This is a genomic window from Pectobacterium punjabense (assembly GCF_012427845.1).
Classification (GTDB): domain Bacteria; phylum Pseudomonadota; class Gammaproteobacteria; order Enterobacterales; family Enterobacteriaceae; genus Pectobacterium; species Pectobacterium punjabense.
Window position 1 is genome coordinate 2,447,486 of sequence record NZ_CP038498.1, and the last position, 16,861, is coordinate 2,464,346.

Consider the following 16,861-nt stretch of genomic DNA (forward strand, 5'->3'; position numbering starts at 1 on the left):
CCTGTAATAGAGATGAATGCTAGTCCAGCCCAAGGCTGTCACGTAAAATTTGTAATCGGTTTTGATCGCCGTCACGAGCGGCTTGCTGAAGGGATTTGGTCGGCGCGTGAATCAGACGGTTGGTCAAACGGTGTGTCAATTCTTGAATCACCGCTTCAACGTCATTGCCTTGTTGGATGGCAGCCAACGCCTTGGCCGTCATTTCCGTACGCAGCTCATCGGCCTGAGCGCGATAATCGCGGATCGTTTCCACCGCTGACTGCGCACGCAGCCACGCCATAAAATCGGAGCTTTCTTGCTGCACGATGGATTCAGCCTGCACCGCCGCCGCTTTGCGCTGAGCGAGGTTATGCTGAATGATCGCGTGCAGATCGTCCACGCTGTAGAGATAAACGTTCGGCAGTTTGCCGACTTCCGGTTCAATATCACGTGGAACCGCAATATCCACCATCAGCATTGGCTGATTCCGTCTCGCTTTCAGCGTCCGTTCCATCATTCCTTTTCCGATAATCGGCAACGTACTTGCCGTTGAGCTGATCACGATATCGGCATGAACGAGTTGTTCATCCAGTTCTGCCAGCGTGATGACCTCAGCCCCCACTTCCGTTGCCAACGCCTGTGCGCGTTCACGAGTGCGGTTCGCAATCACCATCTTTTGTACGTTGTGCTCGCGAAGATAACGAGCAACCAGCTCAATGGTTTCTCCTGCTCCCACCAACAGCACCGTGACATCCGCCAGTGACTCAAAAATCTGCCGCGCTAGCGTACATGCAGCAAACGCTACCGATACCGCGCTGGCACCAATATCCGTTTCTGTACGCACGCGCTTGGCGACGGTAAAGGATTTCTGGAACAACCGCTCCAGTTCGCTGGACAGAGAATGACCACGCTGTGATTCGGCAAACGCCTTCTTCACCTGCCCTAAAATCTGCGGTTCGCCTAGCACCAAAGAATCCAGACCGCTGGCAACGCGCATCAGATGGCTAACTGCCGCGTTACCCTGATGCCAGTACAGGCTGTCGTTAACCTCTTCCGGACGCAATTGATGATATTCACACAGCCAGCGAATCAATTGCTCACGCTGGTTTTCCTGTTCGTCAACGCTAAGATAGAGTTCCGTGCGATTGCAGGTAGACAGCACAACGCCGCCCTGCACCAGCGGTTGCTGTAACAGACTGTCGAGGGCCACGCCGAGTTTATCTTGTGAGAACACAACGCGTTCACGCAAAGAAACCGGTGCGGTTTTGTGATTAATACCAAGCGCAAGCAGGGTCATTAGGCTGTTTCTGAGTAATACCGGTCTTAGTATGGATTTCGTTTGAGTCGCATTCTACTTGATGCAGGGGTGCAAGAAAAGCGACAGCACGTGATACACCTCGTCTGAGGTAGTCACTTTTTGACAAAAAACAATAAACGTCATTAATCAATAACAATCATTGACGCTGAGCGGTAAGCCCGTTAGCGTGACGTATTTCACGAACTGCATTCATTTACAGGATACGACCGACATGCCAACCAAAACCGTCCGATGCCTGCGTTTACTGCCTTTAGCCAGCGTATTGCTCGCCGCCTGTAGTATTAATCAACCGACTCAAACGGGGACAAGTCCTACATCGCCAGAGTGGCAACAGCATCAGCAAAAAGTACAGCAACTCAGCCAATATCAAACCCGCGGCGCTTTTGCCTATATCTCCGATAGCAAAAGAGTATCAGCTAATTTTTTCTGGCAGGACACTCCGCCACAGCGTTATCGACTGCTGCTGACCAATCCACTCGGCAGCACTGAATTAGAACTACGAGCCCAACCTGACGGCGTGCAAATCACCGACAATCAAGGCAAACGTTATGTGGGTAAAGATGCCGAATACATGATTCAGCAACTGACCGGCATGGCAATACCATTGAATAATCTACGCCAATGGATACTGGGTATACCGGGTGATGCCACCGAATTCACACTGGATGAACGCTATCTGCTGAAAACCATCACCTATCGGCAGGGTAATCAAAATTGGAATGTCAGCTATCAAAGCTACAACACTGAGCTAACGCCGCCACTCCCAACCAGTCTGGAACTCGTCCAGGGGGAACAGCGTATTAAGCTGAAAATGAATAACTGGATGGTTAAATAAGCGATGCAACCAACGGTTACCGAGACATGGCCTGCCCCTGCAAAACTGAATCTGTTTCTTTACATTACTGGCCAGAGACAGGACGGGTATCACCTGCTGCAAACGCTATTTCAGTTTCTGGATTATGGCGATACGCTGACGATTCAGTCACGTGATGACGATGAGATTAATCTGCTTACACCGGTAGAGGGTGTCGATAACGAGCAAAATCTGATCGTTCGCGCCGCACGCTTACTACAGCAATACTGCGAACACCATAATATTCTCGCCATCCAGCGCGGCGCAGACATCCGTATCGATAAGTGCCTGCCAATGGGCGGTGGGCTAGGCGGTGGTTCATCCAATGCCGCCACTGTTTTAGTCGCCCTTAACCATCTGTGGCAAAGCGGGTTGAGTGTTGATTCATTGGCTGAATTGGGGTTACAGCTGGGTGCAGATGTTCCTGTGTTTGTTCGTGGACATGCCGCCTTTGCCGAAGGTATCGGCGAACAGTTAACACCCGCGAATCCACCAGAAAAATGGTATCTGGTAGCGCACCCTGGCGTGAGCATTGCCACGCCGTTAATTTTCGGCGATCCGGAGTTGACGCGAAATTCGCCAGTTCGTGATTTAGAAACTTTATTAAACCAGACCTTCGTCAATGATTGTGAAGCTATCGCAAGAAAACGTTTTCGTGAGGTTGAACAGCTACTTTCATGGCTGCTAGAATATGCCCCGGCGCGCCTGACTGGAACGGGGGCTTGTGTGTTTGCAGAGTTTGACACCGAGTTCGCAGCCCGTCAGGTGCTTGACCAGGCCCCGGAATGGTTAAACGGTTTTGTCGCACGAGGCGTTAACGTCTCTCCGCTACAACGTAAACTTTCTGGGCAACGTTAGGTTTTGATACACACCGGTTGCCGTGCGGCCTGTCTGTATCAAACTTAATTCATACACCCGTATGCATATTGTGCCTGTTGCTCTTCCCTGCCTGGCAGGTACAATATTTCTCTGGACGCAAGCCTGAGGTTCTTCTCGTGCCTGATATGAAGCTTTTTGCTGGTAACGCCATCCCGGAACTAGCACAACGTATTGCCAACCGTTTGTACACTAGCCTTGGCGACGCCGCTGTCGGTCGTTTTAGCGATGGCGAAGTCAGCGTGCAAATCAATGAAAATGTACGCGGTGGTGATATTTTCATCATCCAGTCCACCTGCGCACCCACCAATGACAACCTAATGGAACTGGTTGTGATGGTCGATGCTCTGCGTCGCGCTTCCGCGGGACGTATTACCGCCGTTATTCCCTACTTCGGCTATGCCCGTCAGGATCGTCGCGTGCGTTCCGCACGTGTGCCAATCACCGCGAAAGTTGTTGCTGACTTCCTATCCAGCGTCGGTGTTGACCGTGTTCTGACCGTTGATCTGCACGCTGAGCAGATTCAAGGGTTCTTCGATGTGCCAGTAGATAACGTATTCGGTAGCCCGATCCTGCTGGAAGATATGCTGCAACAGAATCTGGAAAACCCAATCGTGGTTTCTCCTGATATCGGTGGCGTTGTACGTGCCCGTGCAATCGCTAAACTGCTGAACGATACCGACATGGCGATTATCGACAAGCGCCGTCCACGAGCCAACGTTTCTCAGGTGATGCACATCATCGGGGATGTCGCGGGTCGTGACTGTGTGCTGGTTGACGATATGATCGACACTGGCGGCACGCTGTGCAAAGCGGCGGAAGCGCTGAAAGAACGTGGGGCTAAACGTGTATTCGCTTATGCCACACACCCAATTTTCTCAGGCAATGCTTACGAGAACATCAAAAACTCTGTCATTGATGAAGTGATTGTCTGCGATACCATTCCGCTGGCGGAAAACATTCGTGCACTGCCGAATGTTCGGACATTGACGCTGTCTGGTATGTTGGCCGAAGCGATTCGTCGTATCAGCAACGAAGAATCCATTTCTGCGATGTTTGAACATTAATCACTGCTGACCGGGTAACCGATCGCGGAAGATAATGATGAAGCCACCTGTAATAAGGTGGCTTTCTTATTTGTACGCGTAATGCCTTGATTGACGCACAAACGAAAAAAGCCACTATAGCGAGGCTACAGCGGCTTTTCTGTTCAATGTTCATTCAACTTCATTAACGCTTATGGGTGATGCTGGCGGCGGCAACGCTTATCAAAGTGTTTAACCCACCAATAACGGTCTGCGACTTCTTCGCGCCCGCCAACACGCGCCCCCACTAACCAAAATATTGCGCCAGAAAAGATACCTACCAGATCAATATAAGTCATATATTCAGGGACATTCAGTTTCGGGAACTGACTGGCGATAGTGAAGGCAAAACCGCCAACCATCAGAACCATACCTAGCCCCATCAACACATTACCCAATGCTGTCACGTTTTTACGTTTCATCTGCCACCTCCAGATTAATTCTGTGGATGAATCGGAGTGCCATTCCCGTTTACTTTCTTATTATTGATGTAATTATAGACAATAATGCTTTCGGATGATTGCGGGAGGGATCACAGATAAAAGGAATGATTAATATTTTTTTACTTTTAAATAAGTAAACAGACAAAAAACACAATAATCAACAAACTAAACAAATAACATTATATTAACCTCCCAATACCGAGATTTGGTTATCCCCTACTCGGTGTGTAAACTAGCGTTCTCATAATCACGCTACCCTGTGTAAGCTTAAGCACGTAATCTGGAATATACCGTGAGCAGCATTAAATTAATTGTCGGCCTGGCGAATCCCGGCGCTGAATACGCCGCCACCCGCCATAATGCGGGCGCTTGGTTTGTCGATCGTCTGGCAGAGTCTTATCGTCAGTCGCTAAAAGAAGAAAGCAAATTTTTCGGTTACACCGCCCGTCTCAATCTGGCTGGGCAAGATGTACGCCTGCTGGTTCCCACTACCTTCATGAACCTAAGTGGAAAAGCTGTCGCGGCAATGGCCACTTTCTACCGCATTCAGCCTGATGAGATCCTGGTTGCACATGATGAACTGGATTTATTACCGGGGATTGCCAAACTTAAACTAGGCGGTGGGCACGGCGGTCATAATGGACTGAAGGACATCATCAGTAAATTGGGTAATAACCCGAATTTCCATCGTTTACGCATTGGTATAGGCCATCCGGGTGATAAAAGCAAAGTGACCGGTTTTGTGCTAGGTAAACCACCGATGAGTGAACAAGCGCTGATCGATGGAGCCATTGACGAAGCGGTGCGCTGCACAGAAATCCTGATGAAAGAAGACATGATAAAAGCGATGAACCGCTTGCATGCCTTCAAAGCGGCATAATCTGCTCATAATGCGGATGGCAGATCGAGATAAATCGCCATTCCGTGTATAATTGGCCGAAATATTTCCATTCTGACAGGCAAAAGAAAGTAATTGCCTGATTAATAAGTTATTTAAGGTGATATAAACATGGGATTCAAATGCGGTATCGTTGGGCTGCCTAACGTCGGTAAATCCACTCTGTTCAATGCGTTGACCAAAGCCGGCATCGAAGCGGCCAACTTCCCGTTTTGTACCATCGAGCCGAACACCGGCGTAGTGCCAATGCCCGATCCACGTCTGGACAAACTGGCTGAGATCGTTAAGCCACAACGCATTCTTCCTACCACCATGGAATTTGTGGATATCGCGGGTTTGGTAAAAGGTGCATCCAAAGGTGAAGGTTTGGGCAACCAGTTCCTGACCAACATCCGTGAAACAGAAGCTATCGGCCACGTTGTACGCTGCTTCGAGAACGACAACATCATCCACGTTAACAATAAAGTTGATCCGGCTGATGATATCGAAGTCATCAACACTGAACTGGCATTGTCTGACCTCGACACCTGCGAACGCGCTATTCATCGCGTGCAGAAAAGAGCCAAAGGCGGCGATAAAGATGCTAAAGCGGAACTGGCTGCACTGGAAAAATGCTTACCGCAGTTGGAAAACGCAGGCATGCTGCGCTCGCTGGATTTAAGTGACGACGATAAAGCAGCCATCCGCTACCTGAGTTTCCTGACGCTGAAACCAACGATGTACATCGCCAACGTTAACGAAGATGGTTTCGAGAATAACCCTTACCTCGATAAAGTGCGTGAAATCGCTGCTGCTGAAGGTTCTGTCGTCGTAGCCGTCTGTGCCGCCGTTGAATCAGATATTGCAGAGCTGGATGATGCCGACCGTGAAGAATTTATGGCCGAGTTAGGTTTGGAAGAGCCTGGTCTGAACCGTGTTATCCGTGCGGGCTATGAGCTGCTGAACCTGCAAACTTACTTCACCGCTGGCGTGAAAGAAGTTCGTGCATGGACCATTCCTGTCGGTGCTACTGCCCCACAGGCCGCAGGAAAAATTCACACTGACTTCGAAAAAGGCTTCATCCGCGCACAGACTATCGCCTATGACGACTTCATCACCTACAAAGGTGAACAAGGCGCGAAAGAAGCAGGGAAAATGCGTTCAGAAGGCAAAGAGTACATTGTGAAAGATGGCGACGTGATGAACTTCCTGTTCAACGTCTAATTTGATTTTGTTGTCTCATGCGATCTCAATGCATCGCATGAAGACTGACAAACCCCATAAAATCCACGCAATTGCGTGGATTTTTCTTAACAAACAAATAAACAATTTATAGCCGTGTTTTTTATCCTAGCACTGGTGTGCGTGTTTCTTTTGGTAGTTCCGGTTTCAATCGTTCTGGCGCAATTTGGCAAACCATCCCTGCGATAAGCCCCATCATTGACTCCTTATGAAATGGAGCCCATTGCCCTATTTCGTCCACGATTGTTATTACATCACCAAGTGCATAAGGCTGCGAAAAATAGACACGTTCGAATACCGCCCTTTCAAGAGAGTCACAATTGATGACGGTAATAGCACGGGAGCTCGTGATATAAACATCGGGGTTTTTACCGATCTTTTTACTTTCGGTATAGTTATTGATCATATATAGCCGACGAAGACGGTTATTACCCTGATAAGTTGAGACATTACGCAAATCCGCAAAGGTCAGAACTTGCTCGTCGCCCATAATTTTAATCACGCCTGCTGGAGGGGGATTTACATTTTCTTTCTTCAGTTGGCTGTGGCTGGTACAGCCAGCCAGCAATGCTAATACTGCACATAGCCCAAAAGACTTAATCATTTTTCGCTCCCTATCAGGTCAGGGCGCAGAGGCAGTAAAATCTCATCAGTCACACTACCTTGTACCGAGCATAGTAATTGCGCTTTATCCCCGCTGTCGCTTAACAAGGCAAGTTTTTCCACACTTCCTTTCGCTGGCGCAATACCGCTTGCAGCTCCAGGGTTATGTTTCCACATCTGGTCTCCGGGGCGTTTTATCATAGGATTAGCGAAATATTCATCTCCCGCTTTTTGCCAATTTGCTTTGGATAAAGCAGCAGCAACCTCTGTGGCTGAACCATCAATAATCAAGCCCCAGAAGTAATATTTTCCCATTTCATCTAAATCATTCTGACGCATGAAATAGCCAGAAATCACTAAGTTGTCAGATTTTACTGGCTGGGAAAACCAGATAACGTCTCCTCCATTTTTGGGAGGGACAAACCAGGCATGGTGTTTATTATCAGTCTTCAGTAGGGCAGATCCGCTGAACATCTTCTGCTGGACATAAAGTTCGCTGAAGAAACGATTATCACAATGCAATAAACTTTCCTGGAGAGACTCGGCTTGTACTGGCCCCATCACGCTGAATGTCAGAAAGGCGAGAGGAAAAACTACACGTTTCATAAAGTATCCTTACTATTTAAATAAAATCATAACGTTATCGTATCGCATGAAGTAAAAAGCCTATATTTGCACGATTATGTCGGTCATGTGTATCCGCTTCCTGCTATCAGCACCAGTGTGCTCAGCAATACTTTCCTTGTAACGACGTCTTTATACACATTTCTCATTAACGTGGATTCTGGAATCATCTGGCAATCAAAACAATGCGCTATGGATGGCGTGGTTATTGATGACGTTCAGGATAATGTGATCCAGCCGCGACATCTCCCCTGAACTCCGGGCATTCATTGATTGCCTGAGTGGAAAAATGTTTGGTTGATGGCGACAACCCCGACAATTGATAACGACAGTATGTACTTAACTCTCGCTCTTGCCCCGTTACCACCACTGACTAAAAATCTGCTGCGGGTTATCAACCTGAACGCACTCACCAATACGGGGCGTCATTAATCGCCAGCTCTGGTTTTCGCTCGCCTGTGAAATACGTTCTAGCGGATCGTTCCAGCGGTGGTGCGCCAGCTTAAATTTACTGTTGTGGCTCGGTAATACCGCCTTGGTTTGTAAATCGCTGGCTGCCTGCGCACACTCCTCCGGCTTCATATGCACATGAGGCCAATCCCGATCGTATTGCCCGCATTCCAGTATCGCAATATCGAACCCACCCAAACGTTTGGCAATCTCTTTGTAATGCGGACCGTAACCGCTGTCTCCTCCAAGATATAGGCGATGCCGTGCTGTGATCAGCGCAAATGACCCCCACAGCGTTTGGTTATGCTTAAGAAGTCGACCGGAAAAATGCTGCGTAGGAAGCACATGAATGTCTACCCCGCTCTCTTTCAGGCAACTGAACCAGTCACCTTCGGTAATACTTTCCTGGGGAAAACCCCATTTTACAAAATAGGAACCTACGCCAGTTAACGTGACGATACGCCGGATTTTTCCGCGTAGCGCGTTCAACGTTGGGTAATCCAGATGATCCCAATGATCGTGAGTAACCAACAGATAGTCGATTTCGGGAACATCTTCTGGTGAGTACACATTGCTACCTTTAAAGGCGATATTGGTGTGCGGCACGGGCGAGGCATTGTCGCTAAATACCGGGTCCAGCAGAAAGGTTTTCCCTTCCAATTGAATAAAGTAGCTAGAGTGTCCCATCCAGATGATGACGTTATCCGCTTTGCTTAACTGATGCAGATCGGTTTTTTCCGATGGCAGACGGGTATCTGGCAACGCGCCAGCGTCTTTCTCGAAAAGAAAGCGGTACAGCAGCGCGAATCGGTTCTGGCTATCGACCGTCGGGCGAGCCACTGGGTTATGAAATGCGCCATCGTGAAAGAGTGGGTTTTCCGGTTGAGGTTTTACCTCTGGTGAAACATATTGCGGCTGCTTTAACCACCCATAGATGGCGACTACGATTACAACCAAAACGAGTAACAAAAGCATAGGGTTTATCCGGTGTCGTTTTGTAATGAATACAATGAGTATTTTTTCGTAATGATAATATCAGGCATCAACTCTCTGGCTCTGGCAGTTATGCACGAACGCAGAGAGTATGGCAAGGGAGAATCGGGGGGTTTTTGGTGCAAAAAAAGCGAAGACATTCGCCTTCGCTCAGGGCTTTGATGAGAAATAACCGCGATATCTCATCGATGGCGCCTCTCTTATACTGCGCCACCTGAATGCTATTTTTTAAGCGCCAGCAGCGTTTTTCCCATCCCGATAACGAATTCGTTCTGTTGTCCGATGACTTTATTTAACCCGACCTCATCCTGAATGTTTTCGACGGTATTGATCGCCTGAACTTCCAGTACGCGTCCTTTAATCAGCGTCGAGCACAGCGAATGCAGAACCTTGTTATTCAGAATCGTTTGTAAGCAGCGAAAAGGCGTCGCATCGTCAATTTTTCCCGCGCGCTGATCGGGTTTGATACGCTGACGCAGCATCTCTTTTTCCGTACTGGCAATCACCGCATCCAAATCGCTGGGTTTAGAGGCAATCGGGATAGTGCCATCTTTATCTGGTGGCAACATAAACAATGAAACCAGCGCCTTATTGCCTGTCGTAGGGTCAACATATTCGGTCTGAACCATGTGGTTTGGCGCATCGACGACTTTGTCTCGCTGAACCATACTTAACAACCGCGTAGGTAACGCATCGGTAAGATCTTGAGTGGTATAGCCGACGAACAAATCTGGGTCCTTTGTCTCGGCAACCCCGAACAGCGGCAGTACCAGCAATAGCCCTGCAATCCCTTTCTTTATCACACTGATTTTCATTGTATTCCCCTACTCTTTATTGTGTGCATTACTCTATCTCACCACTCGCAATTCTTATCACGCTAACGTCGATAGTTTTATGGCTTTTTTACCACGTTTAAACGCGACAGCGACATCTCTGCCAATGAAATAACACCGCTAAGGCAACATCGAGTCATTGATAATACGGTTGCTCATATTCAGCCAGTGAAATCTGGCGACTCAAACCGTGCCGACATTTACTGTTATAAAACATTTCGATGTCATCAAAAACATCATCAGGGAATTTTCCCTGCGCTTAGTGCGTTTTTATTGGGTTAATTTTCATACCGTGTTCAGTTTTTGCAGCAAAAGGCGTCTTAGATATTTACATTCATTAATGTAACGTTATAACATTTCAATTGTTAAAACTGGAATGGAACATGAGTGAGATGACGGATTTTGCAGTACAGATCGAAGAACTGACCCTCGGTTACGATGGAAATCCAGCATTGAGCGCTGTCAGCGGTTCGGTACACACAGGCTCCCTGACAGCAGTAGTCGGGCCAAACGGTTCAGGTAAATCAACGTTGCTGAAAGGGATTGCCGGAATACTCCAGCCGCTATCAGGCGCCTGCCGAATCGCATCGGGTGCCCGTATTGCTTATCTGCCACAGCTATCGGAACTGGATCGTAGCTTTCCTGCTAACGTGCGCGATCTGGTCTCACTGGGACTCTGGCAGGATCGAGGTTTATTACGCTGGCATCGCCGTGACGATCGGATGCGTATATCTCAGGCGCTTGCCACCGTCGGGCTAGCTAATTTTGACAATAAGCCACTCAGTGCTCTGTCTGGCGGGCAATTTCAGCGAGCTCTGTTTGCACGGGTGATTGTTCAGAATGCCAATATCATTTTGCTCGATGAACCCTTTAATGCCATTGATACCGCGACCACACAAGAGATGCTGACGCTGATTAAAAGCTGGCACGCCCAACAACGTACCGTCATCGTAGTGATCCACGACCCTGAACTGGTGCTTCGCCATTTTCCTGAGACATTAATGGTCAACGGTACAGTAGTCGCCTGGGGAGAAACCCAGTGGGTGATGGAACATAGCCTGCACTCGCCCGTCTTCTGCCAGCATAATACCGTACGGTATGCAGTAGGAGGTCGATAATGCTCTGGCTTTACGATCTGCTTATTAACCCGTTTGTTGAATTTGGCTTCATGCGCCGAGCGCTAGTGGGTGCGTTATTACTGTCGCTCAGCGCATGTCCGGTGGGCGTATTTCTGACCCTACGTCGTATGAGTCTGGTAGGGGATGCCATGTCCCATGCCGTGCTGCCCGGTGCCGCTATTGGTTTTCTGCTCTACGGATTGGAAATCATTCCGATGACGATAGGCGGCATGGTCGCCGGATTAGTGGTAGCACTGGGTGCCGGCATCGTATCGCGGTTAACGGTACAAAAGGAAGATGCCTCAATGGCAGCGTTTTACCTTATCTCGCTGGCGCTCGGGGTACTTATCGTCTCACTACGCGGCTCGAGCGTCGACTTGATGCATGTTCTATTCGGTTCCGTTTTAGCGCTGAATGCAGAGGCGCTGATCCTGATCGCCTCGGTGTCCGCTGTTTCTTTACTAATACTGTCGCTGCTGTGGCGTGCCTTAATTGCTGAATGTTTGGACCCGCTGTTCCTACGCGCGGTGTCCCGGCTCGGCTCGGCGGTTCATTTTCTGTTCCTCACGCTGGTGGTGATAAACCTTGTGGCAGGCTACCAGGCGTTGGGCACGCTGCTGTCGGTGGGGTTGATGATCCTCCCCGCCGTCACCGCTCGCTTCTGGACTCGGCGCGTCATCACACTTTGTCTGGTTTCAGTGTTGATCGGCATGGTGGCCTGCATTTCCGGCCTGTTGTTCTCCTACCATTATTCGCTACCATCAGGCCCAGCCATTATTCTCGCCAACGGCGTTTTCTATCTGCTCTCAACCAGCGTGGCGATGATGAAAAACGCCCGACGCCGTCCTCATGCATCCTTAGTTAACACGCGCCCTTCCCGCACGGAGTAAATCATCATGAGAATTACCACGACGCTTGGCGTCGCCGCCCTGCTTTTCCTGTCGTTCTCGTTACAGGCCAGCGCCAGACTTAACGTTATCGCCAGCTTTTCCATTCTTGGCGATATGGCGAAAAATATCGGTCAGGATCGCATTGAATTACGTACCCTCGTTGGCCCCAATAGCGATGCGCATGTCTATGAGCCATCCCCGGCGGATGCGATTGCAATGGCCAAAGCTGACGTGATTTTAATCAATGGATTACAGTTCGAGGGCTTTATCAACCGGCTAATTCAGGCCAGTGAGAGTAAGGCTCCGGTCATTGAAGCGACAAACGGCGCAGAGATCATTCGCGACCCCGCTGGTGGTCATTACCATTTCTACAATGGCAAAGCCGTGTTCCACGCTGCGCCTTTCGATCCTCATGCCTGGCAATCATTGTCCAATGCGCATATCTACGTAAAGAACATCACCGCCGCGTTTTGCGCAGCGGATAAAAACGGCTGTGAGACTTATCAGGCGAACGCCAAAACCTATGAGGAAAAACTGACCAAACTTGGCGTAAACATTAATAACGCGCTAGCCCGTATCCCGGAATCGCGCCGTACCGTCGTGGTCGGTCACAATGCTTTTCGTTATTTCGAACATGAGCACAGTATTCACTTCTTATCCCCTCAGGGAATTTCTACCGAGTCTGAAGCCTCTGCCGCAGATGTCGCCGGCATTCTGCGCGAGATAAAGAAAAACCATGCCGCAGCGGTTTTCGCTGAGAATATTTCAAACCCACGGATGGTGGAACAAATTGCATCCGAAGCCGGTTTATCCGTCTCAGGTGTGCTCTATTCCGACGCGCTTTCCGCGCCTTCCGGCCCTGCACCGAGCTATATCGACATGATGCAGCATAACGTCAACACCATCGTGTCAGCGCTGGCCGACGACAAGCATGTCCCCTGATTTCATCCTAATCCAGACTATTTTATAATGGAGAACCACATGAAAAAGCGTTTATTATCACTATCCATTTCAGCGTTTTTGCTAAGCTCAGTTGGCTCAGCAATGGCGGCAGAAGAGGATGTTACCGCCTGGCGTCTTTTCGTCGCCGATCACGATAAACCCGTGGTGAATGTGATTGATGCCCTTGATGGTGACAAACTGACTTCCTTCGCCCTGAAAGGACCCGCGGCGCTCTATCGCAGTGAAAGCGGTGCTACAGTGTATGCCGTTCAGGGCAGCGCAGGCACCGTATCGATGATCGGCTCGGGGATTTCGTTTCACGATCACGGCGATCACGCAGATATTGACATCGATGAACCCAAACTACTGAAAACTCAGCTAACCGGCGGCAAACCGGGCCATTTCGTTGAGCGTCAGGGTAAGGTTGCTCAATGGTTTGACGGTGAACGTTATACGATGGTCTATAGCGAAGCCGCGGCGTTAGATGGCATCAATGACGCGAAACGCGTGTTCGTCAGCGCACCACATCATGGTGTTGCCGTGCCATATGACAACCATGCCGTTGTCTCTGTTCCGAACCCAGAAGACGCGTCCAAACGCCCGATCGGTGCTCGAGTGATTAGCCTAGACAGTAAAATTGTCGGCGACAATGTGGCCTGCCCAGGTCTGCATGGCTCTGCCGGTTCCGGTGACACTTACGCCCTGTCCTGCGAAACGGGTCTGTTGCTGATCACTCAGAAAGGCGAGACGCCTGAAATACGCCATCTGCCTTACTCCAGCACATTACCGAAAGGCAGCGTCTCCACACTTATCGGTGGCAAAGGTATGCAGTATTTCATCGGTAACTATGGTCCAGATCGCATTGTGCTTATCGACCCAACCGAAGCCCAAAGTTTCCGCCTGGTGCAACTACCGACCCGCCGCGTACATTTTGCCGTCGACCCGGTACGTCCGAAGTTCGCCTACGTCTTTACGGAAGATGGCAAGTTAAATCAGGTTGATGTGCTGAAAGGGGAAATTACCAAATCAGTGCGCGTCACGGAGCCCTACTCTATGGACGGTCACTGGAATGATCCGCGTCCACGCATCGCAGTTGCGGCAGATAACATCTACATTACCGACCCTCTGAAGAGCAAAGTTCACGTGCTGAACGCCGCGGATTTGAAAGAAACCAGTGCGATTACGGTACAGGGACATCCTTTCAATATTGTTGCCGTTGGCGGTTCAGGAAAAGTGCATGAACACGGTCACTCCCACGACCATGAGCATGAGCATGGCCATTCCCATGACCATCAGCATTAAGATCTAAACGGAACCCCAGCTTAGCTGGGGGGCTAGACACCATGAAGAAAGCCCGCGAAACATGCGGGCTTTCGACGCTGTCCACCGGTCTGAAAAGTTGCCGCATGGCTACGACCTTTTCATCACGTTTTCTTACCGGGAGACTTTACCTGTCACCTTCACGCCATACAACGCGAGGGATTTACCCGCTGTACCTGCCGTGTTCCACGGATAGATACGGATATACAGGGATTTGCCTGATGGTACCTGAACGGCAAGGTTATCATACTCCACATATGTCATCACATCCTTCGCTGAAGACAAGGGTTTACTCCCATTGAGGCGCGTCCACTTGATGTTATCGGTCGAGTACTCCATATCGGCTTGCACTGTCGAACCGCCGCTTGTCGCGTAATGCATTGATATTTTGTTAGCGTTCAACGAACCTGTCGGTGTTGCCATGAATTGCAGATATTTTGTATTGTCACGCGATGTCCAGGTATCTACTACATAGCGAACTACGCTCGTATCTTGACCATCGACTGCCATCACTTTGGTCGTTGTCGTCCTTAGATTGCTTACTGTGGCATCCGTTGCCGTCAGTGTTCCATCAGTGGTAGGTGCCAGGGATGAACCCGTGCTAAACCAAGACGCGTAAGAATCAAGACCTGCTCCCGCCAGCACTCCCTTGCCCGATACGGCTAGAGAACCGATAGTAGACGAACCGAGAGTAAACGAGATGACCTTGTTGTAATCTACGGCATCGGATGGCGTGAAACGGACGTATACTGTTTTTGTAAAAGAACCATTCGTGTATGGAATGTTGAGTGACGAATTCCACGCCGTTTGATCGAACGACAGTTCAAAATTCGTAGAAGGAGACTGAACCGTCACCGTGCCCAGATCCGGGGTCAGATCGAAGGCGGAAACCGTCATCGCCTTAATCGTCGCAACCCCAGTGTAGCGTGTACCCCATGCAAGAGGGTTCGGGCTGGCGATCAGCGAAGTAACAGACACCATGTAATTCTTCAAGATGCCCAACCTGGACATTCCCTCGACGGCGCGCTTGGCAATCAAATTGGCGAACAGAATTTGTGGGTGTGTACTATCCGCCGCAATGTATAAATTTGCCTTGGCTGCCGCATCACCGTAAGCCTCTACGATAGTTTTGGTTTCCGTCGTGAGGTCGACGATCGGCACATGGTATTTGGTGGCAACCTCTTTCATCGCTGCTGGGTAATTGCCACGTTCATAGATCTCGCCGTTCTTGACACCCACATTGTGGCGGCCTTCTGGTTTGATCGTCGTGCCTTCAAAGTATTTGCGTACAATCGGCGTCATCAGAATGGGGTATGCGCCTTTCGCTTTAATCGCAGTGATATATCTTTTCAAAAATTGATAGTACGAATGCTCAGATTTATCTACTGTCGGATCAATCGCATCCGGCGAACCTGCACACGTCTCCCCCTCGGTTGTTCCATCGCTACAATATGCATAAGTACCGTATGCGGCATAGCTAGCGTCCGTTTTTTGGTCATTATGCCCAAATTGTATAATGACATAATCGCCAGCCTGAATTTGAGGCAAGATCTCTGGCCAACGCGTGGCTTCATAAAAGAAACTGCGCGAACTACGCCCGCCAAGCGCCCAGTTTTTAACGGTGACGTTTGAATTGAAGAATTGGGGCATCGCTTCACCCCATCCCATTTGCGGTCTACGGGCATCTGTATAGTGTGTCATCGTTGAGTCACCAAGCATGTGGATCGTGACGGCTTTTTGATTGCTCGGTTTACTGGCGCTCATGCTAGATTGCGAATTGGAATAACTCACTATCGAGGAATCCCCATTACCGCCCGCTGCGTAGGCATTAACGAAAACACTCAGAGCTAGCGCTCCAAATAAAGCAGGATACTTCATGTAATATTCTCTCCTTTTTTTAATTGTATTGTCATCAATGACCACACTGGCTACCGCTATTAACATTTTGCCAAAATAATTATGCTGATTCATGGTGGTCATTCATCAGTGTATTCATGCAGTCAGAGTACGCCGTAATATTTCACGATATAGTTTATTATTATGTGGCGAGCATCACTAAAAATAGATATTTCCTATTTTTCATGTTGTTGTAGACGTGTTTCAGTAGACTGCTATCCAATATTTCGTGTTTTACGGTATTCACCGTGCTACCGCTTGCGTGTGTAATGACTATTTTTGGTAGAAATGGAATATGACTTGGCAGTTGACCGACCATCACCTTTTTCATTTCCGCATTCCAATGAATGAGGTTGGCAATTCCATGTCAATCACTATTCATGAAGGCTATTTTTATTTTAAATAATCGTTTTTCGGCCTTAATAATAAAATGATTGTTATTATTAAGCGAAAATTTAATAATCGACTTCATAACTAAGAAAATAAAATGAATATCTCCTTCCGAATTCAAGCTGGAAT

The 16,861-nt window shown here is 48.9% G+C and carries 16 protein-coding genes; 9 read left to right on the forward strand and 7 right to left on the reverse strand.

Going from position 1 to position 16,861, the window contains the following annotated elements:
* Positions 1-19 precede the first annotated feature (19 nt).
* Positions 20-1,276 (reverse strand): glutamyl-tRNA reductase, encoded by a 1,257-nt coding sequence (hemA, locus tag E2566_RS11030; protein ID WP_107169543.1) that lies wholly within the window; start codon positions 1,274-1,276, stop codon positions 20-22.
* 232 nt (positions 1,277-1,508) lie between these two features.
* Here hemA and lolB point away from each other — a divergent pair, with 232 nt between their 5' ends.
* The 3 genes from lolB (at position 1,509) to prs (ending at position 4,093) form a co-directional block, all read left to right on the forward strand.
* Entirely contained in the window at positions 1,509-2,132 is a 624-nt protein-coding gene (gene lolB / locus E2566_RS11035; RefSeq protein WP_107169544.1) for a lipoprotein insertase outer membrane protein LolB, read from the forward strand.
* 3 nt (positions 2,133-2,135) lie between these two features.
* Positions 2,136-3,008 (forward strand): 4-(cytidine 5'-diphospho)-2-C-methyl-D-erythritol kinase, encoded by an 873-nt coding sequence (gene ispE, locus E2566_RS11040; RefSeq protein WP_107169545.1) that lies wholly within the window; start codon positions 2,136-2,138, stop codon positions 3,006-3,008.
* 137 nt (positions 3,009-3,145) lie between these two features.
* On the forward strand, positions 3,146-4,093 hold the full coding sequence (gene prs, locus E2566_RS11045) for a ribose-phosphate diphosphokinase (RefSeq protein WP_005968468.1): 948 nt from the start codon (positions 3,146-3,148) through the stop codon (positions 4,091-4,093).
* Positions 4,094-4,263: 170 nt separating this feature from the next.
* On the opposite strand, the gene ychH is transcribed toward prs, so the two are convergent.
* Positions 4,264-4,533, reverse strand: a complete 270-nt coding sequence (ychH, locus tag E2566_RS11050) for a stress-induced protein YchH (RefSeq protein ID WP_107169546.1) — start codon at positions 4,531-4,533, stop codon at positions 4,264-4,266.
* Between the two features lie 313 nt (positions 4,534-4,846).
* Here ychH and pth point away from each other — a divergent pair, with 313 nt between their 5' ends.
* Positions 4,847-5,434, forward strand: a complete 588-nt coding sequence (gene pth / locus E2566_RS11055; RefSeq protein WP_107169547.1) for an aminoacyl-tRNA hydrolase — start codon at positions 4,847-4,849, stop codon at positions 5,432-5,434.
* 129 nt (positions 5,435-5,563) lie between these two features.
* On the forward strand, positions 5,564-6,655 hold the full coding sequence (gene ychF / locus E2566_RS11060) for a redox-regulated ATPase YchF (protein WP_005968457.1): 1,092 nt from the start codon (positions 5,564-5,566) through the stop codon (positions 6,653-6,655).
* Between the two features lie 121 nt (positions 6,656-6,776).
* Here ychF and E2566_RS11065 read toward each other — a convergent pair whose 3' ends face one another.
* The 4 genes from E2566_RS11065 to E2566_RS11080 all read right to left on the reverse strand — a co-directional run bounded on the left by E2566_RS11065 (position 6,777) and on the right by E2566_RS11080 (position 10,158).
* A complete protein-coding gene (locus tag E2566_RS11065) occupies positions 6,777-7,277 on the reverse strand; it encodes a surface-adhesin E family protein (RefSeq protein ID WP_107169548.1) in 501 nt (166 codons plus the stop codon).
* Positions 7,274-7,882: a hypothetical protein gene (locus E2566_RS11070; RefSeq protein WP_107169549.1), complete on the reverse strand. Its 609-nt coding sequence runs from the start codon at positions 7,880-7,882 to the stop codon at positions 7,274-7,276. The genes E2566_RS11065 and E2566_RS11070 overlap by 4 nt, the downstream gene beginning before the upstream one ends.
* A 378-nt stretch (positions 7,883-8,260) precedes the next feature.
* Entirely contained in the window at positions 8,261-9,325 is a 1,065-nt protein-coding gene (locus E2566_RS11075) for an MBL fold metallo-hydrolase (protein WP_107169550.1), read from the reverse strand.
* Positions 9,326-9,564: 239 nt separating this feature from the next.
* Positions 9,565-10,158 (reverse strand): hypothetical protein, encoded by a 594-nt coding sequence (locus tag E2566_RS11080; protein WP_107169551.1) that lies wholly within the window; start codon positions 10,156-10,158, stop codon positions 9,565-9,567.
* A 410-nt stretch (positions 10,159-10,568) separates the two neighbouring features.
* Between E2566_RS11080 and aztA the strand changes: the two genes are divergently transcribed.
* The 4 genes from aztA to aztD are packed head-to-tail and all read left to right on the forward strand — an operon-like array spanning position 10,569 to position 14,428.
* Complete coding sequence (gene aztA, locus E2566_RS11085; RefSeq protein ID WP_107169684.1) at positions 10,569-11,294, forward strand: zinc ABC transporter ATP-binding protein AztA; 726 nt, start codon at positions 10,569-10,571, stop codon at positions 11,292-11,294.
* Positions 11,294-12,184: a zinc ABC transporter permease AztB gene (gene aztB, locus E2566_RS11090; protein WP_107169552.1), complete on the forward strand. Its 891-nt coding sequence runs from the start codon at positions 11,294-11,296 to the stop codon at positions 12,182-12,184. Before aztA ends, aztB begins: the two co-directional genes overlap by 1 nt.
* A gap of 6 nt (positions 12,185-12,190) precedes the next feature.
* Entirely contained in the window at positions 12,191-13,126 is a 936-nt protein-coding gene (aztC, locus tag E2566_RS11095) for a zinc ABC transporter substrate-binding protein AztC (protein ID WP_107169553.1), read from the forward strand.
* Between the two features lie 39 nt (positions 13,127-13,165).
* On the forward strand, positions 13,166-14,428 hold the full coding sequence (gene aztD / locus E2566_RS11100) for a zinc metallochaperone AztD (RefSeq protein WP_107169554.1): 1,263 nt from the start codon (positions 13,166-13,168) through the stop codon (positions 14,426-14,428).
* Between the two features lie 132 nt (positions 14,429-14,560).
* On the opposite strand, the gene E2566_RS11105 is transcribed toward aztD, so the two are convergent.
* Complete coding sequence (locus E2566_RS11105) at positions 14,561-16,417, reverse strand: rhamnogalacturonan acetylesterase (RefSeq protein WP_240618635.1); 1,857 nt, start codon at positions 16,415-16,417, stop codon at positions 14,561-14,563.
* Positions 16,418-16,861 lie beyond the last annotated feature (444 nt).

Excerpts from the sequence above, each read along its gene's own strand:
- hemA (WP_107169543.1), bottom strand. The coding sequence starts at position 1,276 with ATGACCCTGCTTGCGCTTGGTATTAATCACAAAACCGCACCGGTTTCT.
- lolB (WP_107169544.1), top strand. The coding sequence starts at position 1,509 with ATGCCAACCAAAACCGTCCGATGCCTGCGTTTACTGCCTTTAGCCAGC.
- ispE (WP_107169545.1), top strand. The coding sequence starts at position 2,136 with ATGCAACCAACGGTTACCGAGACATGGCCTGCCCCTGCAAAACTGAAT.
- ychH (WP_107169546.1), bottom strand. The coding sequence starts at position 4,533 with ATGAAACGTAAAAACGTGACAGCATTGGGTAATGTGTTGATGGGGCTA.
- ychF (WP_005968457.1), top strand. The coding sequence starts at position 5,564 with ATGGGATTCAAATGCGGTATCGTTGGGCTGCCTAACGTCGGTAAATCC.
- E2566_RS11065 (WP_107169548.1), bottom strand. The coding sequence starts at position 7,277 with ATGATTAAGTCTTTTGGGCTATGTGCAGTATTAGCATTGCTGGCTGGC.
- E2566_RS11070 (WP_107169549.1), bottom strand. The coding sequence starts at position 7,882 with ATGAAACGTGTAGTTTTTCCTCTCGCCTTTCTGACATTCAGCGTGATG.
- E2566_RS11075 (WP_107169550.1), bottom strand. The coding sequence starts at position 9,325 with ATGCTTTTGTTACTCGTTTTGGTTGTAATCGTAGTCGCCATCTATGGG.
- E2566_RS11080 (WP_107169551.1), bottom strand. The coding sequence starts at position 10,158 with ATGAAAATCAGTGTGATAAAGAAAGGGATTGCAGGGCTATTGCTGGTA.
- aztA (WP_107169684.1), top strand. The coding sequence starts at position 10,569 with ATGACGGATTTTGCAGTACAGATCGAAGAACTGACCCTCGGTTACGAT.
- aztB (WP_107169552.1), top strand. The coding sequence starts at position 11,294 with ATGCTCTGGCTTTACGATCTGCTTATTAACCCGTTTGTTGAATTTGGC.
- aztC (WP_107169553.1), top strand. The coding sequence starts at position 12,191 with ATGAGAATTACCACGACGCTTGGCGTCGCCGCCCTGCTTTTCCTGTCG.
- aztD (WP_107169554.1), top strand. The coding sequence starts at position 13,166 with ATGAAAAAGCGTTTATTATCACTATCCATTTCAGCGTTTTTGCTAAGC.
- E2566_RS11105 (WP_240618635.1), bottom strand. The coding sequence starts at position 16,417 with ATGAATCAGCATAATTATTTTGGCAAAATGTTAATAGCGGTAGCCAGT.